The sequence below is a fragment of the Arthrobacter sp. Leaf141 genome (assembly GCF_001424565.1).
In the GTDB taxonomy this organism is placed as follows: domain Bacteria; phylum Actinomycetota; class Actinomycetes; order Actinomycetales; family Micrococcaceae; genus Arthrobacter.
Genome location: NZ_LMOL01000005.1, coordinates 934,412 through 959,296, shown reverse-complemented (window position 1 = coordinate 959,296; position 24,885 = coordinate 934,412). Strand labels below are relative to the sequence as shown.

25 protein-coding genes are annotated in these 24,885 nt (G+C 65.5%); 9 read left to right on the top strand and 16 right to left on the bottom strand.

Annotated features, from left to right (window positions below; translation table 11 throughout):
* On the top strand, positions 1–1,289 hold a 1,289-nt coding region (locus tag ASF72_RS06925), incomplete at its 5' end, for a DUF4082 domain-containing protein (protein WP_157370908.1).
* A 31-nt stretch (positions 1,290–1,320) separates the two neighbouring features.
* Here the strand turns inward: ASF72_RS06925 and ASF72_RS06920 are convergent.
* The 8 genes from ASF72_RS06920 to coaD all read right to left on the bottom strand — a co-directional run bounded on the left by ASF72_RS06920 (position 1,321) and on the right by coaD (position 7,641).
* Entirely contained in the window at positions 1,321–2,364 is a 1,044-nt protein-coding gene (locus ASF72_RS06920; protein ID WP_231686109.1) for a hypothetical protein, read from the bottom strand.
* A complete protein-coding gene (locus ASF72_RS06915; RefSeq protein ID WP_082484070.1) occupies positions 2,361–3,698 on the bottom strand; it encodes an MFS transporter in 1,338 nt (445 codons plus the stop codon). The genes ASF72_RS06920 and ASF72_RS06915 overlap by 4 nt, the downstream gene beginning before the upstream one ends.
* 4 nt (positions 3,699–3,702) lie before the next feature.
* Positions 3,703–4,092, bottom strand: coding sequence for a hypothetical protein (locus ASF72_RS20280; RefSeq protein WP_157370907.1), 390 nt, complete (start codon positions 4,090–4,092; stop codon positions 3,703–3,705).
* 447 nt (positions 4,093–4,539) lie between these two features.
* Entirely contained in the window at positions 4,540–5,499 is a 960-nt protein-coding gene (gene mutM, locus ASF72_RS06905) for a bifunctional DNA-formamidopyrimidine glycosylase/DNA-(apurinic or apyrimidinic site) lyase (RefSeq protein ID WP_050687047.1), read from the bottom strand.
* A gap of 6 nt (positions 5,500–5,505) precedes the next feature.
* Positions 5,506–6,231, bottom strand: coding sequence for a ribonuclease III (gene rnc / locus ASF72_RS06900; protein WP_050687045.1), 726 nt, complete (start codon positions 6,229–6,231; stop codon positions 5,506–5,508).
* Between the two features lie 21 nt (positions 6,232–6,252).
* Complete coding sequence (gene rpmF, locus ASF72_RS06895; protein ID WP_009356569.1) at positions 6,253–6,456, bottom strand: 50S ribosomal protein L32; 204 nt, start codon at positions 6,454–6,456, stop codon at positions 6,253–6,255.
* 36 nt (positions 6,457–6,492) lie between these two features.
* A complete protein-coding gene (locus ASF72_RS19985; RefSeq protein ID WP_082178371.1) occupies positions 6,493–7,017 on the bottom strand; it encodes a YceD family protein in 525 nt (174 codons plus the stop codon).
* Between the two features lie 123 nt (positions 7,018–7,140).
* The gene (coaD, locus tag ASF72_RS06880; RefSeq protein WP_050687040.1) at positions 7,141–7,641 is read right to left on the bottom strand and encodes a pantetheine-phosphate adenylyltransferase; all 501 of its coding nucleotides are present in this window, start codon (positions 7,639–7,641) and stop codon (positions 7,141–7,143) included.
* A 43-nt stretch (positions 7,642–7,684) separates the two neighbouring features.
* On the opposite strand from coaD, the gene ASF72_RS06875 reads away from it, so the two are divergent.
* Positions 7,685–8,914 carry an aminotransferase class I/II-fold pyridoxal phosphate-dependent enzyme gene (locus ASF72_RS06875; protein WP_235504666.1) on the top strand — a complete coding sequence of 410 codons (1,230 nt, stop codon included), beginning with the start codon at positions 7,685–7,687 and terminating at the stop codon, positions 8,912–8,914.
* Positions 8,914–9,702, top strand: a complete 789-nt coding sequence (locus ASF72_RS06870) for a spermidine synthase (protein WP_200933622.1) — start codon at positions 8,914–8,916, stop codon at positions 9,700–9,702. Before ASF72_RS06875 ends, ASF72_RS06870 begins: the two co-directional genes overlap by 1 nt.
* A gap of 9 nt (positions 9,703–9,711) precedes the next feature.
* Here ASF72_RS06870 and rsmD read toward each other — a convergent pair whose 3' ends face one another.
* Genes rsmD through thiL form a run of 4 tightly spaced genes read right to left on the bottom strand, consistent with a single transcriptional unit; the run spans position 9,712 to position 14,675 of the window.
* Positions 9,712–10,326, bottom strand: coding sequence for a 16S rRNA (guanine(966)-N(2))-methyltransferase RsmD (gene rsmD / locus ASF72_RS06865; RefSeq protein ID WP_050687035.1), 615 nt, complete (start codon positions 10,324–10,326; stop codon positions 9,712–9,714).
* Between the two features lie 39 nt (positions 10,327–10,365).
* Entirely contained in the window at positions 10,366–12,633 is a 2,268-nt protein-coding gene (locus ASF72_RS06860) for an ATP-dependent DNA helicase RecG (protein WP_056597376.1), read from the bottom strand.
* Complete coding sequence (locus ASF72_RS06855; RefSeq protein ID WP_056597375.1) at positions 12,623–13,609, bottom strand: DAK2 domain-containing protein; 987 nt, start codon at positions 13,607–13,609, stop codon at positions 12,623–12,625. Before ASF72_RS06855 ends, ASF72_RS06860 begins: the two co-directional genes overlap by 11 nt.
* 22 nt (positions 13,610–13,631) lie before the next feature.
* Positions 13,632–14,675 (bottom strand): thiamine-phosphate kinase, encoded by a 1,044-nt coding sequence (thiL, locus tag ASF72_RS06850; RefSeq protein ID WP_056597503.1) that lies wholly within the window; start codon positions 14,673–14,675, stop codon positions 13,632–13,634.
* Between the two features lie 82 nt (positions 14,676–14,757).
* Between thiL and ASF72_RS06845 the strand changes: the two genes are divergently transcribed.
* From ASF72_RS06845 to wecB, 3 genes are read left to right on the top strand one after another with little or no spacing between them, the layout of a single operon-like run.
* Positions 14,758–15,324 carry a YdcF family protein gene (locus ASF72_RS06845; RefSeq protein WP_235504665.1) on the top strand — a complete coding sequence of 189 codons (567 nt, stop codon included), beginning with the start codon at positions 14,758–14,760 and terminating at the stop codon, positions 15,322–15,324.
* 55 nt (positions 15,325–15,379) lie between these two features.
* On the top strand, positions 15,380–15,646 hold the full coding sequence (locus ASF72_RS06840; RefSeq protein ID WP_050687028.1) for a hypothetical protein: 267 nt from the start codon (positions 15,380–15,382) through the stop codon (positions 15,644–15,646).
* Positions 15,647–15,706: 60 nt separating this feature from the next.
* Complete coding sequence (gene wecB, locus ASF72_RS06835) at positions 15,707–16,858, top strand: non-hydrolyzing UDP-N-acetylglucosamine 2-epimerase (protein ID WP_050687026.1); 1,152 nt, start codon at positions 15,707–15,709, stop codon at positions 16,856–16,858.
* Positions 16,859–16,882: 24 nt separating this feature from the next.
* On the opposite strand, the gene ASF72_RS06830 is transcribed toward wecB, so the two are convergent.
* Entirely contained in the window at positions 16,883–17,902 is a 1,020-nt protein-coding gene (locus ASF72_RS06830; RefSeq protein ID WP_162242791.1) for an ATP-grasp fold amidoligase family protein, read from the bottom strand.
* Between the two features lie 350 nt (positions 17,903–18,252).
* On the opposite strand from ASF72_RS06830, the gene ASF72_RS06825 reads away from it, so the two are divergent.
* Together ASF72_RS06825 and ASF72_RS06820 are read left to right on the top strand one after the other, a co-directional pair.
* Entirely contained in the window at positions 18,253–18,963 is a 711-nt protein-coding gene (locus ASF72_RS06825; protein ID WP_050687021.1) for a glycosyl hydrolase, read from the top strand.
* A 175-nt stretch (positions 18,964–19,138) separates the two neighbouring features.
* Positions 19,139–19,969: a glycosyl hydrolase gene (locus tag ASF72_RS06820; protein ID WP_050687020.1), complete on the top strand. Its 831-nt coding sequence runs from the start codon at positions 19,139–19,141 to the stop codon at positions 19,967–19,969.
* 35 nt (positions 19,970–20,004) lie between these two features.
* Here the strand turns inward: ASF72_RS06820 and ASF72_RS06815 are convergent, their stop codons facing one another.
* Positions 20,005–21,267 carry an ATP-grasp fold amidoligase family protein gene (locus ASF72_RS06815; RefSeq protein WP_082484064.1) on the bottom strand — a complete coding sequence of 421 codons (1,263 nt, stop codon included), beginning with the start codon at positions 21,265–21,267 and terminating at the stop codon, positions 20,005–20,007.
* Between the two features lie 129 nt (positions 21,268–21,396).
* A complete protein-coding gene (locus ASF72_RS06810) occupies positions 21,397–22,737 on the bottom strand; it encodes a UDP-glucose dehydrogenase family protein (RefSeq protein WP_050687051.1) in 1,341 nt (446 codons plus the stop codon).
* Positions 22,738–22,943: 206 nt separating this feature from the next.
* On the opposite strand from ASF72_RS06810, the gene ASF72_RS06805 reads away from it, so the two are divergent.
* Positions 22,944–23,741 carry a hypothetical protein gene (locus ASF72_RS06805; protein ID WP_056597367.1) on the top strand — a complete coding sequence of 266 codons (798 nt, stop codon included), beginning with the start codon at positions 22,944–22,946 and terminating at the stop codon, positions 23,739–23,741.
* 30 nt (positions 23,742–23,771) lie between these two features.
* Here the strand turns inward: ASF72_RS06805 and ASF72_RS06800 are convergent.
* A partial coding sequence (locus tag ASF72_RS06800) for a hypothetical protein (protein WP_056597365.1) occupies positions 23,772–24,885 on the bottom strand: 1,114 nt, incomplete at its 5' end.

The window sequence follows — 24,885 nt, the reverse complement described above, 5'->3', positions numbered from 1 at the left end:
TCCCCGAACCACGCATCGCAGGAACCTGCCCCTGCACCCTCTTCCAGGACACCGTCACCCCCGCTACCAGAGACATCGACGATGTCATGGCGCTGACGCTCGGCGTCCGCTTCAGCAGCACCACCGCCGGGACCATCACCGGGGTCCGCTTCTACAAGGCCGCCAGCAACACCGGCACCCACACCGGAAAGCTCTACACCGCCGGCGGCCAGGAACTCGCCACCATCACCTTCACCAACGAAACCACCGCCGGCTGGCAAACCGCCACCTTCAACCAACCCGTCCCCATCAACGCCAACACCGAATACACAGCCGCCTACACCACTCCCAACGGCACCTACTCCGCCACCACCGGCGGAAACAGCACAGCCCTCACCAGCGGGCCACTCCAAACCGCCCCCGGCGCAGGTGCTTTCACCTACTCCCTCGGATTCCCCGGCAACGGATCCGACGCCAACTACCTCGTCGACGTCGTCTTCCAGGCAGCACCTCCGGCCGCTCCGCCTGCACCGCAGGCGCTGACGGTGGGCGCCCAAACACCGGCGCCGGGTGCGGTGAACGTCCCCCGCGATGCCAAACCGAGCCTGACAGTTTCAGCGGCGCTGCGGGCTGGATCGGCTTTGCAGGCAACCACGGCGGGGACCAGCGTGGCGGGCACGTCGGCCATTTCCGCAGACAGCAAAACGATCACGTTCTCCCCCGCCAGCCTGCTGGCTGCCAACACCCAGGTGACTGTCCGCGCCGTCAATGTGATCTCCACCGACGGTGCGGCGTTGCCGCCCACCAGTTGGCAATTCACCACGGCCAACCCGGCAAACCAATCCATGTTTGCCACTGTCAACCCGGCATCCTCCATCTCCAGCGAGACGCGGGCCATTGAACTTGGCGTTTCGTTCCGGACCACACGCACCGGGCTGGTGACGGCCATCCGGTTCCACAAGGGTGCACTGAACACGGGAACCCACTATGGGTCGCTCTGGACCGCCGCCGGTGCCCGCCTGGTGCGGGTGGCATTCACCAATGAAACACTGTCCGGCTGGCAGACGGTGACGTTAGGCACCCCGATCCTTCTGGCCGCCAACACGGACTACGTCGTCTCCTACAACGCACCCCGTGGCCGGTACTCCTTCACCACCAACTATTTCAGCCAGGCCAGGACAGTGGGCTACCTCACCGCCGCCGCGACCCGGAATGGTCTTTACAGGCTGGGAACGGGCACCGCTGTGCCCAACCTGACCAGCAACGCCACGAACTACTTCGTGGATGTGGTCTTCTCCCCCGCGTCGTAGCGGAGGGCCGGACCTATCCAGCCCTTCAGGGTCAACGGACCACCGATGGAGACCAGGCGTGCTCCAGGAAAACAGCCGGAGCTCCCCCGGCTTTGGCGGGGAGGCTCCACACGTCGCTGTCGCCCGGTTCCCCCTCGCGCGGCAATCCGTACAGCAGCGTCTGGTCATCCAGCCACTCCACCTGGTCATCGACGTTGCGTTCCTCACCGAGAGTGACGCGCGTTCCCGTGGCGAGGTCCAGGACGGCAACCCGCCACTGGGGAGTCAACCCCGACGAGACGTTGGTTTTGAAGGCAACGCGGGTGCCATCGGGCGAGACGGATGGGCACTCCACACCATCGGCTACAGCAGTCAGCGTCCGCCGGGAGATGCTGCCCCGGACAAGCCAGAGCCTGCCGGAAGAGGCCGCAGTGGCATAAAACGCATCGGGCTCACCGGGGACAAACGTGACACCCCATAGGTTCCGGTCCGCAGCGGTGACCTGCTGCCCGTTCACCATCAACGCGAAGTCCTCCAGGTTATCCGGCGCCATTCCGCCGCCCACATGGGTGATCACGGTATCGGTGGAGAAACCCGCCGCAGCGTACGAGTGCCCCGTGACGAATACAGTCGTGGCGACAAGGCTGCCGTCGCCGCTCGACCTGGTCCGGCTGGGAATACCTTTAAGCGACCAATCCTGCAGCCGCTGATAGCTGCCACCCAGCAGGGCAGCGTCAAACCGGGTGACCATGCCGCGTTCGGTGGCCAGGCACATAAATCCGCTGCCCGTCGAGTAGACCCTGTCGCACGGCACGGTGCTGAGTGACCGGGCGCCTGTGGGATCGGCCAGGGGCACGGTGCCAGCCATACCGTAGCCCTGGCCGGCCGCCGTGTTGCGGAACAAAAGATACTGGCCATCCGGCAGCGTCCCCCCGCCCGAAGTGACAATGACGGAAGGCAGGGCAGCGCTGCTCTCCTGCAGCCGCTGGAACGCCATCACCGCGTACAGCCCGGTTCCTGCCAGGACCACCCCAGTGACCACCAAGAGGATAACCCACCGCATCCGGTTGGGCGCTGCTTCGGTCTCCGGACTCACGCAGCCGTGCCCTGGTAGCGGGCGTTCCGGAGGATGAAGTACGAGGCCGGAACGGCCACCGCCAGCAGGCACCCGACGATCACCATCGCCAGAGACGCGCCCACAACGAACCACAGCACACCAAATAGGGTGGACGACAGCACGCGGCTGAGCGCCACAACAGTCTGCGCGGCGCCGATTCCAGTGGCCAGTTTGTGCTGTGGGGTCAGTTGGCTGGCGAAAGCTGACAGCACCCCGTCGGTGGCGGCGTAGAAGGCTCCCAGGAGAACCAGGCAGCCCAGCGTTCCAGTCAGTCCCATGGCGGGGGCCGCAGCAAGGAAGTAGCAGGCCAGCAGTGCCACATGCCCGGCCAGGAACACCTTTCCCTTGCCCCACGTGTCGGCCAGCCGGCCCATGGGAACGGCCAGCAGCAGGAACACAACGTTGGTACCGACATACAGCAACGGGAACCACTGCACTGCGAATTGGTCCTTGTTTTGCAGGACCAGGTAAATGAAACCATCGCCAACGGTCAGGACGCCCAGGACAGCTGATGCCACCAGGAGCCGGCCGAGGCCGGGTTCGCGGAACATCGACCAGCGGATCGCCGGAATCCTGCGCCGCCGTGCCTCCAGAGCAGGCTCCCTGAGCACACCGGGCTCGACCGCCCGGGCCTTCTTCACCCGGCTCTGCCGCCGGATGGGCCGGCCGGTGCGCAGATCGGGAACCACCAACACCAGGGCTGCCACCCCGATGGCGGCGAAAGCGAGCGAAACCACAAAGACTGTGCCATAGCCGTTGGGCATCAGCATGAGGATGACAAAGGCGATCAGCGGTCCGGCGGCGGCACCGATATTGTCGAGCAGGCGGTGAACACCAAAGTGCCTCGCCAGATGCTCAGGCTGGGCCGCCGTCGTAATCAACGCATCGCGGGGTGCGGTCCGGATCCCTTTGCCGATCCTGTCGCCCGTGACCACTGCGGCGATCGACCAGAACCCGCCGGCGAAGAGGAACCCGATCCGGGCCACCAGGGACAGGCAGTAGCCGGCCATGGCGACAGCCTTGGGTCTGCCGGCACGGTCCGAAGCCCAGCCCGCAGCAATGCGGACCAACGCGCTGGCGCCCTGGTTGATGCCGTCAATAACACCGAACGCGATCACGGACAGGCCAAGGAAACCGGTGATGTAGAGGGGCAGCACCGCCGCCACGGATTCGGAGGAGATGTCTGTGGCCATGCTGACCACGCCGAGCCAGAGAATGGCGGGGGAAAGCCGGAAAGGCGGCGCTGGGGTGCCTTGGCTTTCTTCAACCGTGCTTTTCCTGCCGCCCTGGCGGTCCGACATGGAGATGTACATGGATCTAAGCCGCCGGCCCGGCGGTGAAGTTCCCCAGGAGGGAAAAACGGGTACTGCCGGTTCCTGTAGTAGACAGCGTCACTGACACGGAGTCGGTGCCCCTGCTCAGACGCCGGGCCTGCTGGTCGGCCGCTGACGCGGCGTCTTCCGATGTGAAGCCTTTGGGCTGGAGGATCTGCTGGAAATAGCCTGCCACCTCATCGCGGCTGAGCCCGACTATCCCCTCTGCCGTGGCCTGAAGCCTGTCGCCGTCCGAGCTGACGCCCGTGAAGACAATCACCGTTCCTTCCGGAAAGCTCAGCACCTGGGACGGGAAACCGTCCACGGTCTTACCTTGGGCCGATGCGGTCGCGGGCAACGGTGCCCGGATCAGGGCCGGCAGCGGCGCAGGCATGGGCAGTCCGGTAGGTGGCGCGGTGGCCGGCGGCAGAACCTCCAACGGTTTTTCGTCAGGTTCGGGCACTCCGGCGGCAACACCGGGGGGCGGCCGGTCACCGCTGACCTGCCCCTCCCCGGCGCCTTGGTTTGGGCTTTCGGCCGGTTGCGCTGCGGGCTCTGAGGCAGGCGTTCCGGGCGGCGGTGCAGCGGACATCGTGCCGGACCCGCCAGCCGTTTCCCGGCCCCCGGGTTCCGCTTGAATGGAGCTGTCCGCCTGCTGGCGGGCAATGCTGTCCAAGGCAACGGCCGAGCCCCCGAGGACTATGGCGGCAGCTGCTCCAATGAGCACCAAACGCTTCACCAACATGCGCCCAGTCTGGCACCGGGGAATGCCACTTCATAGGTGTATTCCCACAACATTCCCGCGCTTTCCGCACCGGAATTCCGCAGACTTCGCCGGGGCCTACCAGCGTCCGTTACGCGGGCGGGGCTGGCAGACCGGGCAGGTGTGGGAGGAGCGGTTCATGAACTGCTCCCGCCGGATGGTTGCGTGGATGCCCGCGGCGGCGCACCGCTTGCAGGGCTGGCCCTCGCGCCCATAGGCGTCCAGTGACCTGTCAAAGTACCCCGATGCCCCATTGACGTTGACGTAAAGGGAATCGAAACTTGTGCCGCCCGCTGCCAACGCATCCGTCATGACTTCGCGGGCGCTCTCCAGTACCCGCTCCGCGTCGCTGCGGCGCAGCGTATCCGTGGGCCGGGCGTAATGCAGCCGGGCGCGCCATAGGGCTTCATCCGCATAGATGTTCCCGATGCCTGACACCAGGCCCTGGTCCAAAAGGGCCCTTTTCAGCCCCGTCCTGCGGCGGCGCAACCGGGCGTAGAACAGCGGGAAGGAAAATGCCGGGTCCAGGGGGTCGCGGGCAATGTGCGCGGCTTCCTCGGCAATGAGCGGCACCGGTGTGGCTGACAGGCCGCCCGGGCCGCCGTCGTCAGTGGGGATCAGGGCCGTGACGAACAGTCCGCCGAAGATCCGCTGGTCCACGAACCGCAGTTGGGCGGGCATGCCGTCGCGGCGGCTGAGCCGGAAGCGCACTTTGAGATGCTTCTGGTCAGGAGCGTCGTGTTCCTGGAGCAGAAGCTGGCCGCTCATGCCCAGATGTGCCATCAGCGCCACTTTAGGTTCAGCGGCGGCGCCGTCCGTTGAGTGCGGATTGTCCGTCAGAGGCAGCCAGAGGAATTTCCCGCGGCGCACCACATCCGTCACCACGGCGCCTTCCAGGTTGCCCCGGAAGTCCTCAACGCCAAGGGCATGGCGGCGGATGGACCGGGGATCGAGCACGTCCACGGCCTCGATGGTCCGGCCGCTGACCCAGCTCGCCAGGCCGCGGCGGACCACCTCAACCTCGGGCAGTTCAGGCATGGATTCCTACTTTTGGGCCCCGGAGCCGGCGGCGCCGGCCTCGACGCTCCCCGGAGTTCCCGAAAGCACGCGCCAGGCGTCGGCGGCTGCTTCCTGCTCGGCTTCCTTCTTCGAGTGGCCGGCGCCCTTGCCGTAGTCGGTCCCGCCGATCCGCAGCACTGCGCTGAACGTCCTGGCGTGGTCCGGGCCGGCGCCGTCCACTGCATAGTGGATGGTGCCGAGCTGGCGGCTCGCGGCGAGCTCCTGGATGCTGGTTTTCCAGTCGGTCCCGGCACCGAGCACGGCGGCGTCCTTCAGGAGCGGACCCACAAGGCGCATCACCAGTTGCCGCGCAGTTTCGATGTCGTTGGACACGTACGTGGCACCGATCAGGGCTTCCATCGTGTCCGCGAGGATCGAGGCCTTGTTCCGGCCTTCGGTGAGTTTCTCGCCCTGGCCCAGGTAGATGAACTCGCCGATGCCAAGGCTTCGGCCGATGCCCGCGAGGGCGCGCGTGCTCACCACGGCGGACCGGCGCTTGGCCAGGTCCCCCTCGGGCAGCCCGGGGTTGTCGCGGTAGAGCGCGTCAGTGACGGAGAACCCAAGGATGGAGTCGCCCAGGAATTCCAGCCGCTCATTGGTGGGGATGCCACCGTTTTCATACGCGTAGGAGCGGTGTGTGAGCGCAAGACGAAGCGTCCCGGCGTCAATAATGACACCGAGACGCTTCAGAAGCTCTTCAGTTGAAGACATCAAGTCAGCCTGGATGGCCGATTAGACGTCTGCGACCTTGCGGCCCTTGTATTCAAGGAACAGCGCGGTGCCGGCAGAGTCGGTGACGACCTTCGCCTGGTGGGGCAGGCTGTAAGTAACCTGACCGTTTTCAACGGTCTTCACCAGGTGGGGGGCGGTCGCCTTCCACTGCGAGCGGCGGGCGCGGGTATTCGAGCGAGACATTTTCCGCTTCGGGACAGCCACGGCTAACTCATTTCTCTCTAGACAAACACGTACAAATCAATTTTGCCGGTCAGGCTTAGCCATATCAGCTAGGGCAGCCCAGCGAGGATCCAAGACCTCGTGGTGGTGCCCCGGCTCGTCTTCCAGGCGTACTCCGCATTCGGAGCAAAGGCCCTGGCAGTCTTCCCGGCACACCGGCTGGAACGGCAGGTTGGTGACAACCGCGTCCCGCAACACCGGTTCAAGATCGATTACATCGTGCTCGACTCGACGTTGCTCTTCATCATCTTCCCCGTCCGAAAACACAGCGTCTTCGTAGAAGAAAAGTTCTTGCACAGGTACCTCAAGGTCATACGCAAGGGGATCCAGGCATCGGCCGCATTCGCCTTTTACTTCAACGAATGCGCTTCCTGATACCAGAATTCCTTCGTGTACGGCCTCAAGCCTCAGATCCAGCTCGATTTCCGAGCCTTCCTGAACACCAATGAGTGCCACACCAAGATCACCTGGTGCGGGTACATGTTCCGTCAGTGTCCGCATGCTTCCCGGGCTGCGCCCGAGGTCCTTGACGTCGAACGCCAAGGGCGAACCAGCATCTCTTTTAATGAGAACTCCTGTTGAACATATGACCGACGTACCATCCTAGCCTGAAGAGCCGCAGGGACTCAAACCGGGCAGGCGGCGGCGCCGAAGTACCGGTCCAGCCTACCCCTTTGCCGGCCGATCCGCTGGCGGCTCGCCCGTGAGCATACGCCGCTGCACCGATCTGGGGATGTAGTCGGACACACTTCCGCCCAGGCCGGCCACTTCCTTGATCAGTGTTGAGGAGAGGTGGATGTAGTGCGCCTCCGCTGGGAGGAAAACCGTTTCCACGCCGCTGAGCTGGCGGTTCATGGTGGCCATGGGCAGCTCATAGTCGAAGTCCGAGGACGATCGGAGCCCCTTGACGATCGCGGAGACCCCCCGCTGGCGGCAGTAATCGGCCAGGAGTCCTTCACCGACCGGCTCCACCACAATGCCCCTAAGCGAAGCCAGGGTTTCCCTGGCCATGTCCAGGCGGTCCGGCAGGGAGAACCGGTACGTCTTTGCAGGGTTGGTGGACACCGCCACGATGACCTCATCAAAGAGTCCGGCCGCCCTGGCAATGACCTCGAGGTGGCCGTTGTGGATGGGGTCGAAGGATCCGGGGCAGACAGCGCGTCTCATGCACCGAACCTACCCCATGGAAAGGCCGGGATACCATGACTGGATGCATCCGGACCGGGAACTTTTCACCCCTTCAGCCCCCGCCCCCTGGCAGCGGACAGCGCTCGGCGCCAACCTGCTCGCTCCGGACGGCGGCCTGGGCATCACCATCTTCGAGGAGATGACGGCACTTGCCTCGCGGACGGGCGCCATCAACCTGGGGCAGGGCTTCCCGGACGAGGATGGACCGGCGGAAATACGTGCCGCGGCGCAGGCGGCCATAGCCGCCGGGGCAAACCAGTACGCCCCTGGAAAGGGCATGCCTGAGCTGCGTGAAGCCGTTGCCGCGCACCAGGAGCGCTTCTACGGCCTGACGCCCGACCCTGCCACGGAGGTGATCATCACCACGGGAGCCACCGAGGGTATCGCCGCGTCGCTCCTGGCCTTCGCCGGCCCGGGCGATGAGGTCCTCACCTTTGAGCCCTTCTACGATTCCTACGGCGCGGTCATCGGGTTGAGCGGTGCCACGCATGTGACCGCTCCCCTGCTTGCCCCGGACTTCCTGCCGGACCCTGCCGCCCTTGAAGCAGCATTCAGCGACCGCACCAAGGTGGTGCTGCTGAACAATCCCCACAACCCCACCGGCGCGGTCTTCCCACGTGAGGTCCTGCAGCGGGTTGTTGACCTCGCGGCGCGCCACAACACCCTGATCGTCACCGACGAGGTGTATGAGCACCTTACGTTCGGGGTCCGGCACATCCCGGTGGCCACGTTGCCGGGGGCGGCGGACCGCACCATCACCATTTCCTCCGCGGGAAAGACGTTTTCGCTGACCGGCTGGAAGATCGGCTGGCTCACCGGCCCCGAAGCCCTGGTGGCGGCGGTGCGGACCGTCAAGCAGTTCCTCACCTACAGTTCCGGCACGCCGTTCCAGGGTGCCATCGCCGCCGGGCTCGCGCTGCCGGATGAATTTTACGACGGCGTCGCCGCCACCCTGGCGCGCAAGCGTGACATCCTCAGTGCCGGCCTCCGGGACGCGGGCTTCGACGTCTTTACCCCGCAAGGCACCTACTTCGTCAATGTGGACACGGCGCCGCTGGGCATCAGCGACTCCGTGGACCTTGCGCGCAGGCTGCCGGACCTGGTGGGCGTCGCAGCCATACCCGTCCCGGTGTTCTGCCATCCCGAGGGCGCCGAACGGACCCGCAGCCTGCTTCGGTTCGCGTTCTGCAAAAAGACGGACCTGCTTGAAGAAGCCGCAGCCCGGCTCGCCACCCTCAGCAGCCGGCTCTGATGCGGCGGGACAGCAGCGGACGGACGGAGCGGTTCCTCCGCACCACCGGACAGCATGCAGCGGTGGAACCGGATGCCTTCACGGCGGGCAGCTACGTTCTGAGCATCGGCGGTGCGGAGCAGTCACACGTCAACCTGGCACAGCCGGCGGAGATCTTCTACGAGTACCTGCGCCGCATCGGACACGTGGTGGACCTCGCGGCTCCCGCCGGCCAAGCCATCCGCGCCCTGCACCTGGGCGCCGGCGCCCTGACCCTCGCCCGCTACATCCAGGCCACCCGCCCTGGGTCCGTGCAGTACGCGGTGGAGCTGGAACGGGAACTGCTCGACTTCGTCCTGCAGCAACTCCCCCTGCCGGAGGGGACGGACCTGCACCAGGTCATCGGCGACGCGCGCGACGCCCTGGCGGGCTTCGGCGGGGACCCGGCGTTCGACGTCGTGATCCTGGACATCTTCTCCGGACCAGAGGCGCCGGCCCATATTGCCTGCGCCGGCTTTTACCGGGAGGCGCGCGCCGTCCTCAGCCCGGACGGCGTCCTGATCGTCAACGTGGGCGACGAGCCCGGGCTTACCCTGGTGCGCAGCCAGGTGGCGGCGCTGCGGGAGGTCATGCCTGATGTGGCAGCCTTCGCCGAGTCCGGCATGTTTGCGGGCCGCCACCCTGGCAACATCATCCTGGCCGGGACGCAGTGGCCCTGGCCTGCCGCATGGAGCACTGAGCTGACAGCGCGCGGGCCGCATCCGGGGACAGTGCTGGCCGGAGTCGACCTGGACCAGTTGACCGGCTGACGCCGCCCTTCAGGAGCCTGTGACTGACGGAACGTCCTCGTCGCCAATGGCGTCCGGAACAAACGGCTCGGCAAACCACAGCATGGTTTCGCCATACTTTTTCCCGGCAAACCGGTCCATTCCTCCCGGCCAGGCCGGCTCCGGCGACCGTGAGGACCTTTCCACCACCACCACACCGCCCGGCGCGAGATGCGCTGCAAGCTTCAGCAGCACAGCGGACAGTGCTTCTTCATCCAACGGGTAGGGCGGATCCAGGAACACGAGGTCCCAGACGGCGTCCGCCGCGGCGCGGTCCAGGAACGGCTCCACCTTGGACCGGTGCACGGTCACGGCCTTGCGGCCCAGCACGCCGTTGATGAGGTCTGCGTTGCGCTGGCAGACGGCGCTGGCCTTCCCATCAAATTCCACAAGTTCCACTGCCAGCGCTCCCCTGCTGCCGCTTTCAACCCCCAACGCACCGGATCCGGCGTAGAGGTCCAAAACCCGGGCACCGGAGATCACATCAAACGCGTCCAGGCGGGAGAAGAGTGCTTCCTTGACGCGATCCGTGGTGGGCCTGGTCAGCGAGCCGGGGACGCCGGCCAGGGGCGTGCCACCGGCAGCCCCGGAAATGATGCGGGTCACCGGCGTCCCGCCCCGGCGCCGCAGGTCCAGGGTGCCGTGCTAACCGCGTTCAAGGAACGCCTCCTTTTCAGGGTTGAGGTACTTGTCAATGGCCTGGGCCAGTTCCGGATGGTGTGCCAGGCCGGGGTCCATATTCACCAGCCGTTGCGCGTCGCCGCGCGCCTGCGCGATGAGGTCGCCGTGGTCGATCACCCGCAGCAGCTTGAGGGTGGACCGGCCGCCTGATTGTGACGCGCCGAGGATGTCGCCCTCACGCCTGAGTTTGAGGTCTTCCTGCGAGAGGACAAAACCGTCGGTGGTTGCCGCCACGGCCTCGAGCCTGCGGCGGCTGGGGTGGTCGGGCTCCAGGGCCGTGACCAGCAGGCAGGTGCCTGGCAGCCCGCCACGGCCCACCCGGCCGCGGAGCTGGTGGAGCTGGGAAATGCCGAACCGGTCGGCGTCCAGGATCACCATGAGGGTCGCATTATGGACGTCCACGCCCACCTCGATCACGGTGGTGGAGACCAGGAGCTTGGTTTCGTTGGCCGTGAATCCAGCCATGGCGGCCCGTTTGGTATCCGGGTCCTGGCGCCCGTGCAGGGGTGCCAGTGCGATTCCGGCAAGTGCCGGTTCGGTCAGCAGGTGTTCGACGACGGCAGTCACCGACGCGAGTTCGCGGGCATCCGGACCGGCTTCGTCCGGCGGCGGGCCGGATTCACCAGGGCTGAAGTCGCCGTCGTCGTCGGTGCCAATCTTGGGGCAGACCACATAGACCTGGTGGCCGGCGTCGATTTCCTCCCGTGCACGCGCCCAGATCCGGCCCGCCCAGGCGGGGTTCTCAGACAGACCCACCAGGTGCGTGGTGATGGGCGCACGGCCCTTGGGCAGTTCGTCCAAAGTGGAGGTCTCGAGGTCGCCGAACACCGTCATGGCAACGGTGCGCGGGATGGGGGTGGCGGTCATGACCAGCAGATGCGGGGGCTTGCGTGCCTTTGCCCTGAGCACGTCCCGCTGCTCGACGCCGAAACGGTGCTGTTCGTCCACCACGATCAGGCCAAGGTCGTAGAAGGAGACGTTGTCGCTGAGGAGGGCGTGGGTGCCGATCACGATGCCCGCGGTGCCGGCTGCGGCGTCCAGCATGGCCTGCTTCCGCGCCGGTCCGGACATGGACCCGGTGAGCAGCGTGACCTGCACGGAGCCGCTGCCGCCCAATCCGCCCAGGAGCCCGTCCGCTGCGAGCGGGCCCAGGGTGCGGCGGATCGAGTCATAGTGCTGGGCGGCCAGCACTTCGGTGGGCGCCAGGAGCGCCGCCTGCCCGCCGGCGTCCACCACCTGCAGCATTGCCCGCAAGGCCACGACGGTCTTCCCGGAGCCCACTTCGCCCTGCAAGAGGCGGTTCATGGGGTGGTTGAGGGCGAGCTCCGCTGCAAGCGTTTCGCCCACATCCACCTGGCCGGCCGTGAGCGTGAACGGCAGGTCAGCATCAAAGGCGGCCAGCAGTCCTGCGGGATCCGGCTTCCGGGCGGTGGCTTCCTCGGCCGCAACCGCTGCGCGGCGCCGCGCCAGCGAGGTCTGCAGCACCAGGGCTTCCTGGTAGCGGAACCGCTCCTGCGCCCGTTTCCAGTCAGCGCCGGTTTCCGGCTGGTGGATCAGCCGGTAAGCCTCGGCGATGGACAGGAAACCCTCCCGTCGGGCAACCAGGCGGGGAACAGGGTCCGGCAGGGCCTCAAGGTCCGCGGTTTCCACCAGGGTGCTGATGACGGCCTGGATTTTCCAGGTGGGAAGTTTCGCCGTCGCCGGGTAAACGGGGATGGGCATGGCAGCGATCTTTTCGGGGTCTTTGCTGCCGTTGGCGAAGGGGTCGTTGTCCAGGAGGACAAAATCGGGGTTGGTGAGGCCCAGCGCGCCGTTGAAGCTGGTGACCTTGCCGGAGAAGAGCGCCCGCTGCCCTGGGACGAGTTCGGCTTTGGCTTTGTAGGCATTGAAGAAGCTGATCTTCAGGGTGCCGGGGACGGTGCCGTGGTAGTCCTGGCCGCCCACCAGCCGCAGGCCCTGGGCGCCGTCGTCATCGGAGATGACAATGTCGGTGATGGTGCCGCGGCGGGCGCGCATGGACCGGGTGGTGCTGGAGACAACCCGGGCCAGCAGCGTTACTTCCTCATCGCGGGGGATGCCGGCGATGGGCGTCAGTTCGGCACGGGTCATGTAGCGGCGGGGAAAGTACCCGAGAAGCCCTTCCACCGTGGTGATGCCCAGGTGCTTTTCCATGACCGCTGCGGACTTTTTCCCGATCCGGCGTTCCAGGGGCAGGTCCGATTCAGCGCTCATGCCCGCTGGAGTTCACTGCGTCGGCAGCAGGGTCGCGTGGCAGCGCGAGGTCGCTGATGCTGATTTGCGAGGGGCTGCCGAGCGACTCGATGATGCTGACGGCCTGGTCCGGTTCGGGCACGTGGACGTGGACCCGCCAGCGGTAATTGCCGTCAGGGTCGGCACCCGCGCCCACCTGGCTCATGATGACGGACTCGCCGATCTCGTCGAGGCGCTGCCGCAAAGTGGCGGCATTCAATGGCGACAGGGAAATGGTGCACATAACTTCCACGCCGTCGTCGTCCGGAAGCGAGGCATGGATGTGGGGATCGGACACGTCGTAACCATGCAGGCCATCCACCAGTTCGCTTTGCAGTTCCTGGCCCATAACGGCCGACCGCAGGCAGTCCAGGATCAGCAGCATGCCAACGCCGCCGGCATCCACAACGCGGGCCGTAGTGAGGGCGTCCAGCTGGTCTTCGGTGTGGATGACGGCTGCGAGGGCGCCCTCGACGGCGGCATCAAGGGCCAGCCCCAGGGCATGGTTGCTGTCATCCCCGTTGTGCGCGGCGTCCACGGCTGCGGCCGAACGGGCGGCCGCCTCCATGACGGACAGCATGGTCCCGGGGACAGGGTCGCTTAGCGCGGACCAGGCCCGGATCTGGGCCCGGTGCAGGGAGGCAGCCAACAACGTGGAAGTGAGCCTGGTGTGCCCTGCCAAGGGTTCGGCGGCCGCGCAGAGGAACACGGAAAACAGGGTGCCTGAGTTCCCCCGGGCTTCTTCCATGGCCGCCTGGCCCGCTGCGGCCAGGACAACTCCGACGTCCATCTGGGCCGGCTGGTCCGCGTCTGCCGTCAGGGCGCGGGCGGCGGCACGGACGGTGAGATAAAGGTTGGTGCCGGTGTCCCCGTCTGCCACGGGGAAGATGTTGATGGCGTTAAGACGGTCGCTGTGGTTGCCCAAAGCGGTTTCGGCCTTGCCCAACCATCGCTTCATCGCTTGCGCGTTGGCAGCAACCTTAGTCTGCAAAGTGATCCCATCCCCCGGTGTCTGCGGCCCGGCCCGCAATTCTGACGACCGGGCTTTCTTCGATTCCCAGTGCTTCTATTGAGCCTATCGCAGTGAATCCTGCAGGAAGCTGTATACCGGCAGGGAAAGTCGCCAGCAGCCCATGGTCCTCGCCACCGCCCAGCACCCAGCCGGAAGGATCCGTTCCCAGCAGCTCCACCGCAGGGGCCAGCCCTTCCGCGAGGACTGCCAGCCGGGCCGGGTCGAGGTCCAGTGCCACGCCGCTGGCTGTGGCCATCCGCAGGCCGTCCCGGAGCAGGCCGTCCGAGATGTCCAGCATGGCGGTGGCACCGGCCAGCCTCGCGGCGGGCCCGGCTGAAAGTGGTGGCTGCGGCCGGCATTGGCGCTCAAGGAACAGCCGCTGCTCCGGGGTGAGGCCCTGGAGGGCGTTGTCCGATTCGAGCAGCGCCAAGCCCGCGGCAGCGTGGCCCACGGTACCGGCGATGGCCAGCACATCGCCGGGCCTGGCGCCCGAGCGAAGAACGGGTGCGCCGCCGTCCAGGCTGCCCAGCACGGCCACGGTAACGCCGATTTCGCTGCCGCGGCCCAGGTCGCCGCCGGCAACGGAGCACCGGGTGGCACCCAGTTCCTTGATCCCGGCAACGAGGCCGTCGGCAAGCGCCTCGACCCAGCTGACTGGGGTTTCCGGGGGCAGGGTGAGGCTGACCACCAGGGACGTTGGGGTGGCTCCCATGGCGTTGATGTCGCTGAGGTTTTGTGCGGCCGCCTTCCACCCCACGTCGAAGCCGGTGGTCCGGTACCCGTTGGGCCAGACCAGGCGGAAGTCCTGGTCCTGGATTTGGGTATCAATGCTGATCACAGTCCGGCCGTCCGGTGCGGCAATGATTGCGGCGTCATCGCCCGGGCCCAGCAGCGTGGCATCGGTGTGGGGCTTCCCCAGGGCCAGGCGCGGGAAGATCCTGGCCAGCAGGCCTGCTTCGGACAGGGCTGAGACGGGCAGCAGTTCGGGGCTGGTGGAGGACTTTTGCGGCACGGCACTACGGTACAGCGCTGCTGCGACAATGACCTGGCCGGAGAATTTCCCCGCGGGCACGGCCCATGGCAGACTCAGGGGCGTGCGCCTATCAACCAGCGCGGTGAATACCGCCACGCGATGGTTCGCGGTGGTTGCAGGCGGCGGCTTTGTGCTGTGGCTGATCGTGGCGCTTCAACTTTTTGTGAACGTTCCCCCCGCGGACAAGCAGCACAGCGATGCCGTGATCATGCTGGGCGGCCTCTCCGCAGACCGTCTGCCCGCCGCCCGTGGGCTGCAGGACGAGCTGGACATCCCGGTCCTGGTCCTGGCGGAAACGGGATTGGCCGGCAACGCCTCCGCGGACGACGCATGCGACGCGGCGCGCCTCCCCAGCGCGGATCTGGTGTGTTTCCGGCCGGATCCCCTGAACACCAGGGGTGAGGCCATGGCTATTGAACGCCTGGTGAAGCTGAACCACTGGAAATCCGTGACCGTGGTGACCTCCGACTTCCACGCAACCCGCGCTGGAACCCTGGTACGCCAGTGCACGGACGCGGAGGTGCACATGGTTCCCGCGCCGGCGTCGATGGGGCCCGGGGACTGGCTCTGGCGGTTTGTGGTGGAGACCGGCGGCCTGCTGGACGCCACCGTGCGGCCCCAATGCTGAGCTGTTCCCGGCACGGATCGGGGCACCCGTGCAGCCGCGGCTAGAATCAATAAAAATGTCCGGCCGAACTGAAGGGAACCCGGTGGACCCGTCCGAGCAGCCTCTTTCCGGGGCCCCGCGCCATCTTCGGCGGCAGCGGTTCCAGGCGTCCAGCCGGGCGGGCCGGCCACGCAGTGCAGGCCGGCGCCCGGACGAAGCTGCTCCGCCCCGCCCACACCGGCGGGTCAGCCACAGCGCCAAACGCCGCATTGCCGGCGCACTGGTCCTGCTGACCCTGCTGGGCGTGGCGGCCCTGCTCGCCGCGCTGGTGCTGTTTTTCTGAGCGGTCGCCGGCGCCCCGGCAGCCGCAGTTCTTGTTTCCATTCCTAACCTTGGGGGTCCAATGCCTGTTGTTATGCCAATCTTCGGGACGCGTCCGGAGGCCATTAAGATGGCACCGATCGTCCTGGCGCTGCAGGAGGCCGCCGGATTGGACTGCGTGGTTACAGTTACCGGACAGCACCGGGAAATGCTGGACCAGGTCAACAGCCTGTTCGGGATCGAACCGGACCACGACCTGAACATCCTCCAGCCCGGCCAGTCGCTGTCCGGCATCATGACCCGCACCATTGATGGCCTGGACGCCCTTTTTGCGGCTGCCCGGCCTGACGCGGTGGTGGTCCAGGGTGACACCACCACCTCAACGGCGGCAGCCATCGCCGCTTTCTACCACGGCATCCCGGTGGTCCACGTTGAGGCGGGCCTGCGCAGCGGCGACCTGTTCTCGCCTTTCCCTGAAGAGGGCAACCGCAAAATCACCAGCCAGATCGCCAGCCTGCACCTGGCCCCGACGGCTACGAGCAAAACGAACCTGTTGGCGGAAGGGATTTCCGAAGCAGACATTGTCATCACCGGCAATTCGGTGATTGACGCGCTCCTGACAACGGTGGGCAAGGAGATTCCCTTCACGGACCCGCGCCTGGCCGGACTGGCCGCCAGCGGGCGCCGCATCCTTCTGGTCACGACGCACCGGCGCGAAAACCAGGGGGATGCCATGCGTGGCGTAGGCCGCGCGCTGGCGCGGCTGGCCGATGCGGAACCCGACCTGGTCATTGTTCTTCCCGCGCACAAGAATCCGGTTGTCCGGGAGGCAGTACTGCCGGCCATTGAGGCTAAAGCCAATGTCATCGTGACCGAGCCACTGGCGTATGGGGAATTCACCCGCATGCTTGCCCTGGCGCACGTGGTGCTGACGGATTCCGGTGGCGTGCAGGAGGAGGCGCCCAGCCTTGGCAAGCCGGTGCTCGTGATGCGCGACAACACCGAGCGGCCCGAAGCCGAGCACGCCGGAACGGTCCGCCTCATCGGCACCGGTGAACAGCGGATAGTTGATGAGGTCAGCCGGTTGCTGCATCATCCCGCTGACTACACCGCCATGGCCAACGCGGTGAATCCCTATGGCGACGGCGCGGCAGCAGGCCGGACCGTGGCTGCCATCGCGGAGCTGCTCGGTGTGGGGCTGCGGACTCCGGAATTCGACTACGCGGGAAATTAGCGCTGGCCGGCGGGGCCGGGCAGATCAGCCCAGCTGGCCCCGGCGCAGCCTGTCCCGGATCCCTGCCCACCGCGCGGCGAGGTGGCGGTACCACTGGTATCCGGGGGCATCCTCGCCGCCGTCCACTGCCAGGTCTTTGTAGAAGGTGTGAAGCCGCTCGGCGCCACGGGCTCCACCGCCGTAGGCGTAGCCTGCCCAGGCCCGGTACGGCAGGCCTGCGGGCTTGGCCAAGCCGCTCCGGAGCTCCAGGGGTGAGGCTGCAAGGGCGTCTGCTTCCGGTGCGGTTTCGTCCATCAGCGCGTCCAGCTTGTCCAGCATGTCGTTGGAGAACACAAAGATCTTCCGGTGCGTTCCACCCGGCGAGTAGGTGAATTCGCCAAAGACCGGTCCCTCGGGGCTGTCCAGCATGTCAATGCTGACAAACGGCGAATCCGCCTCAAGGGAGAGGCGCTGCGCCCACCAGAGCATTTCCGCTGCGTGCAATGGAATCACCGGCATTCCCGGCCGGGCAGTTTCCGACAAAACGTAATCAGTGTTGCGCCGAAGCGGGCGGAAATCGCCATCAAAAAGTGCCATTTTCACTGGCCCGGTGTTGCGGTCAATCTGGACAATCAGGCCAACGCGGCCCCGAAAACAGTAGAACTTGTAGTCAAAGGGGATCGCCCCCACACCCAGCGTGTGGTGGATCAATTCCTCGACAATCCACACCGGGGCTTTTGTAGCAAAGGACGCGGCCTTTTCAAGTTGAATATCCTTGATGGAATCCAGGGTCAGGTTTTGCAGTGCCATGTGGTCAAAAAACCGGTCGGGGCCCTGCCGCTCCAGGATCATCACGCCGCGTGATGACCAGCCATTGGCCAGCTTCAGCACAAAGAGGTCCGGCAGGCCGGCATCCGCAAGGCCGTCGAGCGCTTCCAGGACTGCGAGCCGCTGCGGCACCCGCATCCCCAAGTTTTCCACGAAGGGATGGGAGATGATCTTCTGTGCCAATTCGCCCCGACGGGCTGTCCCCCGCCGGCGGAATTCGTCGGCGACAAAACTCAAGAACGATGACTCGATTTTTGGCCTGTTAAAGCCCTGTGGATACATTGCTGGAAATCCCCCATTTTTCAGTTGTTTCGGCATTTGTCCGGCCTGCTCGCAGCGGCGCCGGGCAAAGCCCGGTGCCAGTCTAAGGGCGAAACTGTGGGTCATGAAATCGTGAAAGAATTGGCGGACGGCAGCGGCAAACGGCCCGGCCTCCGGAAAGGGAACCAGTGGACAGGCGCGGCTTTCTCCGAAACGCATTGCTCACGGCCGCGGCGGTGCCTGCGTTAGCCGGCTGCACGCCGCAACAGGCTGCGCAGGAGCCCGGGACTCCCGTACGGCCGGATTTCGCCCGCAAGGGCATCGGCATGTCGATCGGGAAGATGTTTGGCGTCGACCAGCTCAACTCACTGGACGTGGATTGGTTTTACTCCTGGGGCGCAGGCTTTCCGGCAGCGCGGCCCCGGGCTGATTTTATTCCCATGATCTGGGGCCGCGAGAGCGTCCGGCAAGGCTCCGTGGACGAGGTCCGGTCGGAGCTGGACCTCAGCCGCGCGGCCGCGCTGCTGGGCTTCAACGAACCGGACCATCCGGCGCAGGCAGACATGAGCGTGTCGAGGGCCGTGAACCTGTGGCCCCAGCTTGAAGAGCCGGGCCTCCGGCTCGGTTCCCCGGCCCCCGTCCAGCCGCTCGGGGATTGGCTCAAGCGGTTCATGGCTTCCTGCGAGGCCAAGCAACTCCGGGTGGATTTTGTGGCGATGCACATGTACCCGTCACCCGATGCCGGCGCATTCCTGGACACCGTCAGGAAGGTGCACGCTTACTACGGCAAACCCGTGTGGATCACCGAGTACGCCGTGGCCGACTGGGACGCCACCGCCAAGAGACCCAGCCGGCACTCGGCCCAGGACATCCGGGCGTTTATGGCGGACACCGTTGCGGGCCTTCGGGAGATGCCCTTCGTTGAGCGGTTTGCCTGGAAAACCCGCGCCGAAAATGATCCGATCATGGGTGCTTCGGCGCTCTTCCGGAAAGATGGTTCGCTGACGGACACCGGGGAACTGTACCGGTCACTGTAGCGGACCCACCGCGCCGGCACAGATCGGCGCCGGCTGAATTCGCCGAAAGCCGGGACCCATCGTCCTCCTGCCCTTGTAAATGGTCACCGGGGCCACGAAAATATGCGGACGGGTGTCTCCGATCGCCTGTACTCTGCCGAATGGTCTCAACCATCTTTATCCGGGAGGATTCCCAATGGAACGACGTCATTTTTTAAAACTGCCCCTCGCTGCTGCTGCCGTCCCGGGCGCACTGCTCGCCGCTAACGCGCAGCCCGCCCAGGCCGCCACGTCCACCACCACCGGACTGAAGGGATTCGGGTTGTCGGGCAAGGATGCGCTCGCTGCGCAGCAGCTCAAAAGCCTGAACCTGAAATGGCACTACTCGTGGGGTTCCCGGGCCAATTTCTTCGCCCCGCCCTTCGTTCCCATGATCCGGAACGCCGCTGTGCTCGACCAGGACGCCATCGGGATCGTGACCCGGCAGCTGGCCCAGACGAACACCAAGCACCTGCTCGGTTTTAATGAGCCGGATGTCACTGCCCAGGCCAACATGAGCGTGGACAAGGCCATCAGCCTGTGGCCGAAGCTCCAGGCCACGGGCCTGCGCCTGGGGTCGCCGGCCACGGTGGCACCCAGCAGCCCCTGGCTGGCCGACTTTATGGCAAAAGCCAAGAACAAGGGCCTCCGCGTGGATTTCATCACCATGCACATCTATGCCTGGCCGAACGCCACGGATTTTCTGAACAAACTCAACATGCTCCACGACAAGTACGGCAAGCCGATCTGGGTCACCGAGTACGCCGTTGCAGACTGGGGCGCCACGGCGGCCAACCCGTGCAAGTACAGCCGGGCCGAGACCGAGGACTTCATGCGAGCCACGGTGGCTGGGATGCGTGCCATGCCCTTCATTGAACGCTTCGCGTGGAAGACCCGGCCGGCGGGCGACATCAAAATGGGGTGCTCAACCATCTTTAAGAGCGACGGGACGCTCACAAGCACTGGCAGGCTCTGGGCGGCGCTGTAGCGGCCTGCTTGGCGCGGGCTGCACCGGAACTGCGGTTACGCCCCGTAGCGGGCCACAACCCGCTGCGCGTGGGCGTACCCGTCCGCCGCCAGCCCGCGCAGGACATCGAGGGCTGAACCGTCACCGGCCGCGAGCCGGACTTCCGCAGCGCGTGCCGTGTGCCACAGGTTTCCTTGGGCCCGCGGCTCATGAAACCCGAGGGCTTTCGCTTCGAATTCCTGGAGCCGGCCGGTGCCCGTAATGGGACCGGCACTGCTCCGCACCAGTTGCTGGACGGCGAACGCCCGGCTGCCGTCCCCGTTCAGGTAGCCAATCAGATGTGCCGCCAGGACAAAAACCGGGCGGGACTTTCCTGGCGCCAGGTTCCCGCTGAGGACCGTGGGATAGCGCCTGTCCCCCTGGACGGCGGCTGCTGACATGGTCGAGTACAGCGTGGGGTGGGCTGTCACTGTTGGTTTGCGGTCCAACGATGCACGGAACACCGGCAGGTCAATGTCGAAGCCTGACAGCGCCGGCACATCCTCGCCCGCCATCGAGCGGTCCAGGAAATCAAGGATCCGGCTGCTGTAGCGGACCATGCCTGTGTCATCGCCTCCGGACGCGAACGTGAACTCACCGAAGACGGGTCCGTCCGGTCCGTCGTAGCAGTCGACTTTCACAAACAGGGTATCAAGCCCCGCTGAAAGGGCGGCGGCCATTTCCAGCATGGCCCCGGCGTGCCTGGGAACAACGTGGTTTTCGGGCAGCCAGCGCTGCTCGTCGATGGTGTAGTCCCTGTCCCGCTCGAGCGGGAGAAACGCCCCGTCAAAAAAAGCCATCCTGGGCGGTGAGACGTTCCGGTCAATCTGGTTGACATGGGTGACCCGGCCCCGGAAGGCATAGATCTTGTAGTCGAAGGGCAGGGGCTTGCCCGCAATGCCGGAATCAATGCATTCCTCCGCGAGCCAATAGGCGGGCGGGCGACCCAACGGCACGAGGTCCTCCGCGGTCAGCGTCCGCAGGCTCAGCAACTCAAGGTATTGCCCGCCACCCAGCGGCTCCAGCACATAGATGCCCTTGGTGGAGTGCTGGTTGGGCTGTTTGACCACAAAGCGGGGCCCGAAGCCCTCACCGGCTGCCAACGCCTCTGCTGCGGTGCCAACCTTCGCATACCTCGGCACCGCGTAACCCGCCGCGGTGACGTAGTTGTAAGCCGTATCCTTGTCGTCCAGCTCCCACGGGACGGGATCAGCTGCAGGATCGTTGAACATGTCGAAACGCTGCCGCATGAGGGATAGATACAGGCTGCCGGAAGTCATTTCTGAATCCTATCCAAGTGGACTGTTGCCCTGCATGTCACGCGCAAGGCTGTCGCTGACCCGGGAGCACAGCAAAAACGCCGGCGGGAATGTTGCATCCCGCCGGCGCCTTTATTACTGCAGTCAGTCCTAGTTGGCGGCAGCCAGGTCCAGCAGCTCACTCTTGTGGCCCAGCGAGACAATGTCCCAGCCGGCGGCGTTCCATGTGCCGTGGTCCAATACATTGCGGCCGTCGAACATACGCTTATGCGCAACGGCCTTGGCGAGCTCCGCGGGATCCACGGAGACCAGTTCCGACCACTCGGTCAGCAGCATCACGAGATCGGCGCTGTCCACCGCTGAGGCGAGGCTGTCCACGTAGTTGAGCCGGGGGTAGCGCTTGGCGGCGTTGGCGTTGGCTGCCGGATCGTAGACGCTGACGTCAGCCCCGCTGTTGAAGAGCCGTGCCGCCACGTCCAGGGCGGGCGAGTCGCGGACGTCGTCGCTGTTGGGCTTGAAGGCCACGCCGAGGACAGCGATGCGCTTGCCTTCGAGGGAGCCCAGGAGAGTCTCCGCAACGTGGACTGCACGGTCGCGGCGGCGAAGGTTGACTTCGTCGACCTCATTCAGGAATCGCATGGTGGAGTCGAGGCCCAGCTCGGAGACCCGGGCTTGCAGGGCGCGGATGTCCTTGGGCAGGCAGCCGCCGCCAAAACCGATGCCGGCGTTGAGGAACCTGCGGCCAATGCGGGCATCAAGGCCAATGGCGTCAGCCAGGGTCCGGATGTTGCCGCCCACAGTTTCCGTGACTTCGGAGAAGGCGTTGATGAAGGAAATCTTGGTGGCCAGGAAGGCGTTGGCTGCAACCTTGACAAGCTCAGCCGTCTCGAAGTCGGTGGAGATGAAGGGCGTCTCACGGCTGAGCGCATCCGCATAGACTTCGCGCAGGATGGCCTCTGCCGCGGCAGAATCGGACCCGATGACCAGGCGGTCCGGCCGCAGTGTGTCTTCCACGGCGAAGCCCTCACGCAGGAACTCCGGGTTCCACGCAAAACCGACGCTGACGCCGTCGCGCGCTTCCTCTGCAGCCAGCGCCTTGAGGCGGCGGGCTGATCCGACAGGTACTGTCGACTTGCCCACGATGAGGGAATCCTTGGTGGCGGCGCGGGCAATCGCGGAGACGGAAGCGTCGACGTAGGTCATGTCCGCGGCGTGCTCACCGGCGCGCTGGGGGGTTCCGACGGCAATGAAGTGGACATCGCCGAAGGCGCCGGCCTCTTCAAAGGACGTGGTGAACCGGAGCCGTCCGGACTCGGTGTGCTTGCGCAGGAGCTCCGGCAGGCCAGGCTCGTGGATGGGCAGTTCGCCCCTGCTGAGGCTGTCGATTTTTTCCTTGTCGACATCCACGCCGAGGACTTCGAATCCCAGCTCAGCCATGCAGGCCGCGTGGGTCGCGCCAAGGTATCCCGTCCCGATAACGGTAAGTTTCAGTGTCACTAGTCCCCCAGTTGCCGCGGTAAATTCTTGAAAGAGTTCAGGTTCCTGCTGCATGCAAACGACGCAACCAAACGCGTCCACTATATCGTCAGGGCCGGGAATGCTCCCCATCTGTTGCCGCCGTGGTGGTTAACGTCATGTTGCCGGGGGCACCGCCCACCGGGGGCCGGCAGCCTGCCGCTGCGTCCTATACTGCTCCGGTGGAGAAGATTCAGATAGCGCCCGCGGACTATCACCTGCTGACCGAAGCGGGGTGGTACGCCGTGGATTTCGGTAAATTCGAGCTGAACTTTTACTTCCGGCCATCGGCGGCGAAGAAGGCCTATGTCATCTCCCCTGGCTTCTTCAAGCGTGCAGACCAGCCGCACCCGTATTTCCAGCGGATCCGGATGTTTTCCGAGCTGGACGGGATCGGAATCTCCATGGCGGATCCTTCCCTGGACCTCGCCGATGACATCCAGATCGGCTGGTACCTTGGCTCGCGCTGGGTAGACTACACAAAAACAATTGCCGCTTACCTTGAGAAGCTGTTCGCCCACTTCGGCATCGCCAACCACGATGCCTTGTTCTTTGGCTCCTCGGGCGGCGGGTTCGTTTCCCTGGTCCTTGCCACCCATACCCGCGGTGCGAAAGTGCTGGCCATGAATCCGCAGACCGAACTCCTGCGCTTCCATGACGTGCGTGAACTGTCCAGGGTCCTGGAGGCGGGCTGGCTCGGTGTCAGCAACATGAGCATCCAGCGGGACCACGCGCACCGTTTCAGCATCGCTGCCCTTTTTGACAGCGAGCAGTACATCCCGCACGGGATCATCATGGTCAACACCTACGATCCGTGGCACATCGAGCACCATATCGCACCGATGATCAAGGAGATGGTGAACAAAGACATCGGTAAGCCGGGGCTGCAGGTCCGCTTCTTCAGCAGCGAGGCCGCCGGCCACAACCCGCTCCCGGTCAACCACATCATCCCCGTGATGCTGGAGCTGAACGGGGCCTAGGCTTTCCGCCGGCGCGGCCGGCCCCGCGCGCTATCCTGCAGCCGTCCTGCGGAGTAACCGGAGCCAGTTCCGGGCGTAGTGGCCCACCACTTTCTGCTGCCGCAGGTGCGCATCGATCTCGGTCTTGTCCAGGGCCGGACGCGTACCGGTCCCCGCCAGAGCCTCTGCCACGACTTTACCCACGGCCTCGGACAACCTGAACCGGCCGACGTCGTCCGCTTCCTTGGTCGCGGCGGCGAAAGTGGCGGCGTCGTCGAATCCCGAAACCAATTCCCCGGCAATGGCGGCGGTGTCCTTGCGGGTAAACCCGCGGCCCGAAAAGTTGTGGTATTCACTGGCGTCGAAGTTCTGCGGCCCCAACCAGCCTGGACCGCCGAACTTGTCGTAGCAGTAGACAGGGACGCCGGCGAGCAAGGCGTACTGGACGGTCTTGCCGATGGTGATGACGCCGTCCAGGCCCGCGAAGGTCCCGGGCGTGACCCGGAGGGGCTTTGACTCCTTTAGGCCGCCGGTGCCGATGGGCTGGAATTCGATACCGGCAGGCGGGGAGTCAAAGAGTTCCGCCAGTTCCGCCGGCACGTGGTTCGAGACGATGCCGAACCGTCGCTTCAGTCCCCGTTCGCCGGGCACGGCCTGGCTGAAGGCATCCGGGGCAGGATTCGCGAACACCATCATCCGGTCGGCGTCAAAACCGGCGGCGGAGCCACTGGAGCGGTGCAGGTCGAGGGTCTCCGGTGAGTTGTACAGGTGCAGCCCGGCGAGCCGGGCCTCCATCCCTGCCGACCAGGACATCTCCAGCGGATGGACCGATGACATGTGGTTGAACACAAACGATGTGTGTTCCGGATGGTTCAGGAGATAACCAGGCACCAACTGGTGATGGATCCAGGCGAGCCCGGGCGGGTCGCTGGCGAGCCGTTCATCCAGTCTGGGATCGTCCAGGTCGAAGCAGGCGATGTTGGGCCGGCCGGACAGGTGTGACATCACCGGCGGCCCGATGCTCCAGGTACCGATGGTGACTTTGCTGCCGGCGGCCGCGAAATGCTCAGCCAGTTCCAGGGTGACCATTTCGGAGCCGCCGTAGCTCAGGAGGTGGGCCTGCGAAATAAACACATGCGAAATCGTGGGGGTCGTGCTGTCCATC

What these genes read in the sequence shown, in the direction of transcription:
- ASF72_RS06860 (WP_056597376.1), bottom strand. Translation starts at nt 12,633, where the DNA reads ATGAGCGCTGAATCGGACCTGCCCCTGGAACGCCGGATCGGGAAAAAG.
- ASF72_RS06875 (WP_235504666.1), top strand. Translation starts at nt 7,685, where the DNA reads ATGCATCCGGACCGGGAACTTTTCACCCCTTCAGCCCCCGCCCCCTGG.
- ASF72_RS06915 (WP_082484070.1), bottom strand. Translation starts at nt 3,698, where the DNA reads ATGTACATCTCCATGTCGGACCGCCAGGGCGGCAGGAAAAGCACGGTT.
- mutM (WP_050687047.1), bottom strand. Translation starts at nt 5,499, where the DNA reads ATGCCTGAACTGCCCGAGGTTGAGGTGGTCCGCCGCGGCCTGGCGAGC.
- ASF72_RS06870 (WP_200933622.1), top strand. Translation starts at nt 8,914, where the DNA reads ATGCGGCGGGACAGCAGCGGACGGACGGAGCGGTTCCTCCGCACCACC.
- coaD (WP_050687040.1), bottom strand. Translation starts at nt 7,641, where the DNA reads ATGAGACGCGCTGTCTGCCCCGGATCCTTCGACCCCATCCACAACGGC.
- ASF72_RS20280 (WP_157370907.1), bottom strand. Translation starts at nt 4,092, where the DNA reads ATGCCTGCGCCGCTGCCGGCCCTGATCCGGGCACCGTTGCCCGCGACC.
- rnc (WP_050687045.1), bottom strand. Translation starts at nt 6,231, where the DNA reads ATGTCTTCAACTGAAGAGCTTCTGAAGCGTCTCGGTGTCATTATTGAC.
- ASF72_RS06840 (WP_050687028.1), top strand. Translation starts at nt 15,380, where the DNA reads ATGTCCGGCCGAACTGAAGGGAACCCGGTGGACCCGTCCGAGCAGCCT.
- ASF72_RS06825 (WP_050687021.1), top strand. Translation starts at nt 18,253, where the DNA reads ATGTCGATCGGGAAGATGTTTGGCGTCGACCAGCTCAACTCACTGGAC.
- ASF72_RS06820 (WP_050687020.1), top strand. Translation starts at nt 19,139, where the DNA reads ATGGAACGACGTCATTTTTTAAAACTGCCCCTCGCTGCTGCTGCCGTC.
- ASF72_RS06815 (WP_082484064.1), bottom strand. Translation starts at nt 21,267, where the DNA reads ATGACTTCCGGCAGCCTGTATCTATCCCTCATGCGGCAGCGTTTCGAC.
- ASF72_RS06855 (WP_056597375.1), bottom strand. Translation starts at nt 13,609, where the DNA reads ATGAAGCGATGGTTGGGCAAGGCCGAAACCGCTTTGGGCAACCACAGC.
- wecB (WP_050687026.1), top strand. Translation starts at nt 15,707, where the DNA reads ATGCCTGTTGTTATGCCAATCTTCGGGACGCGTCCGGAGGCCATTAAG.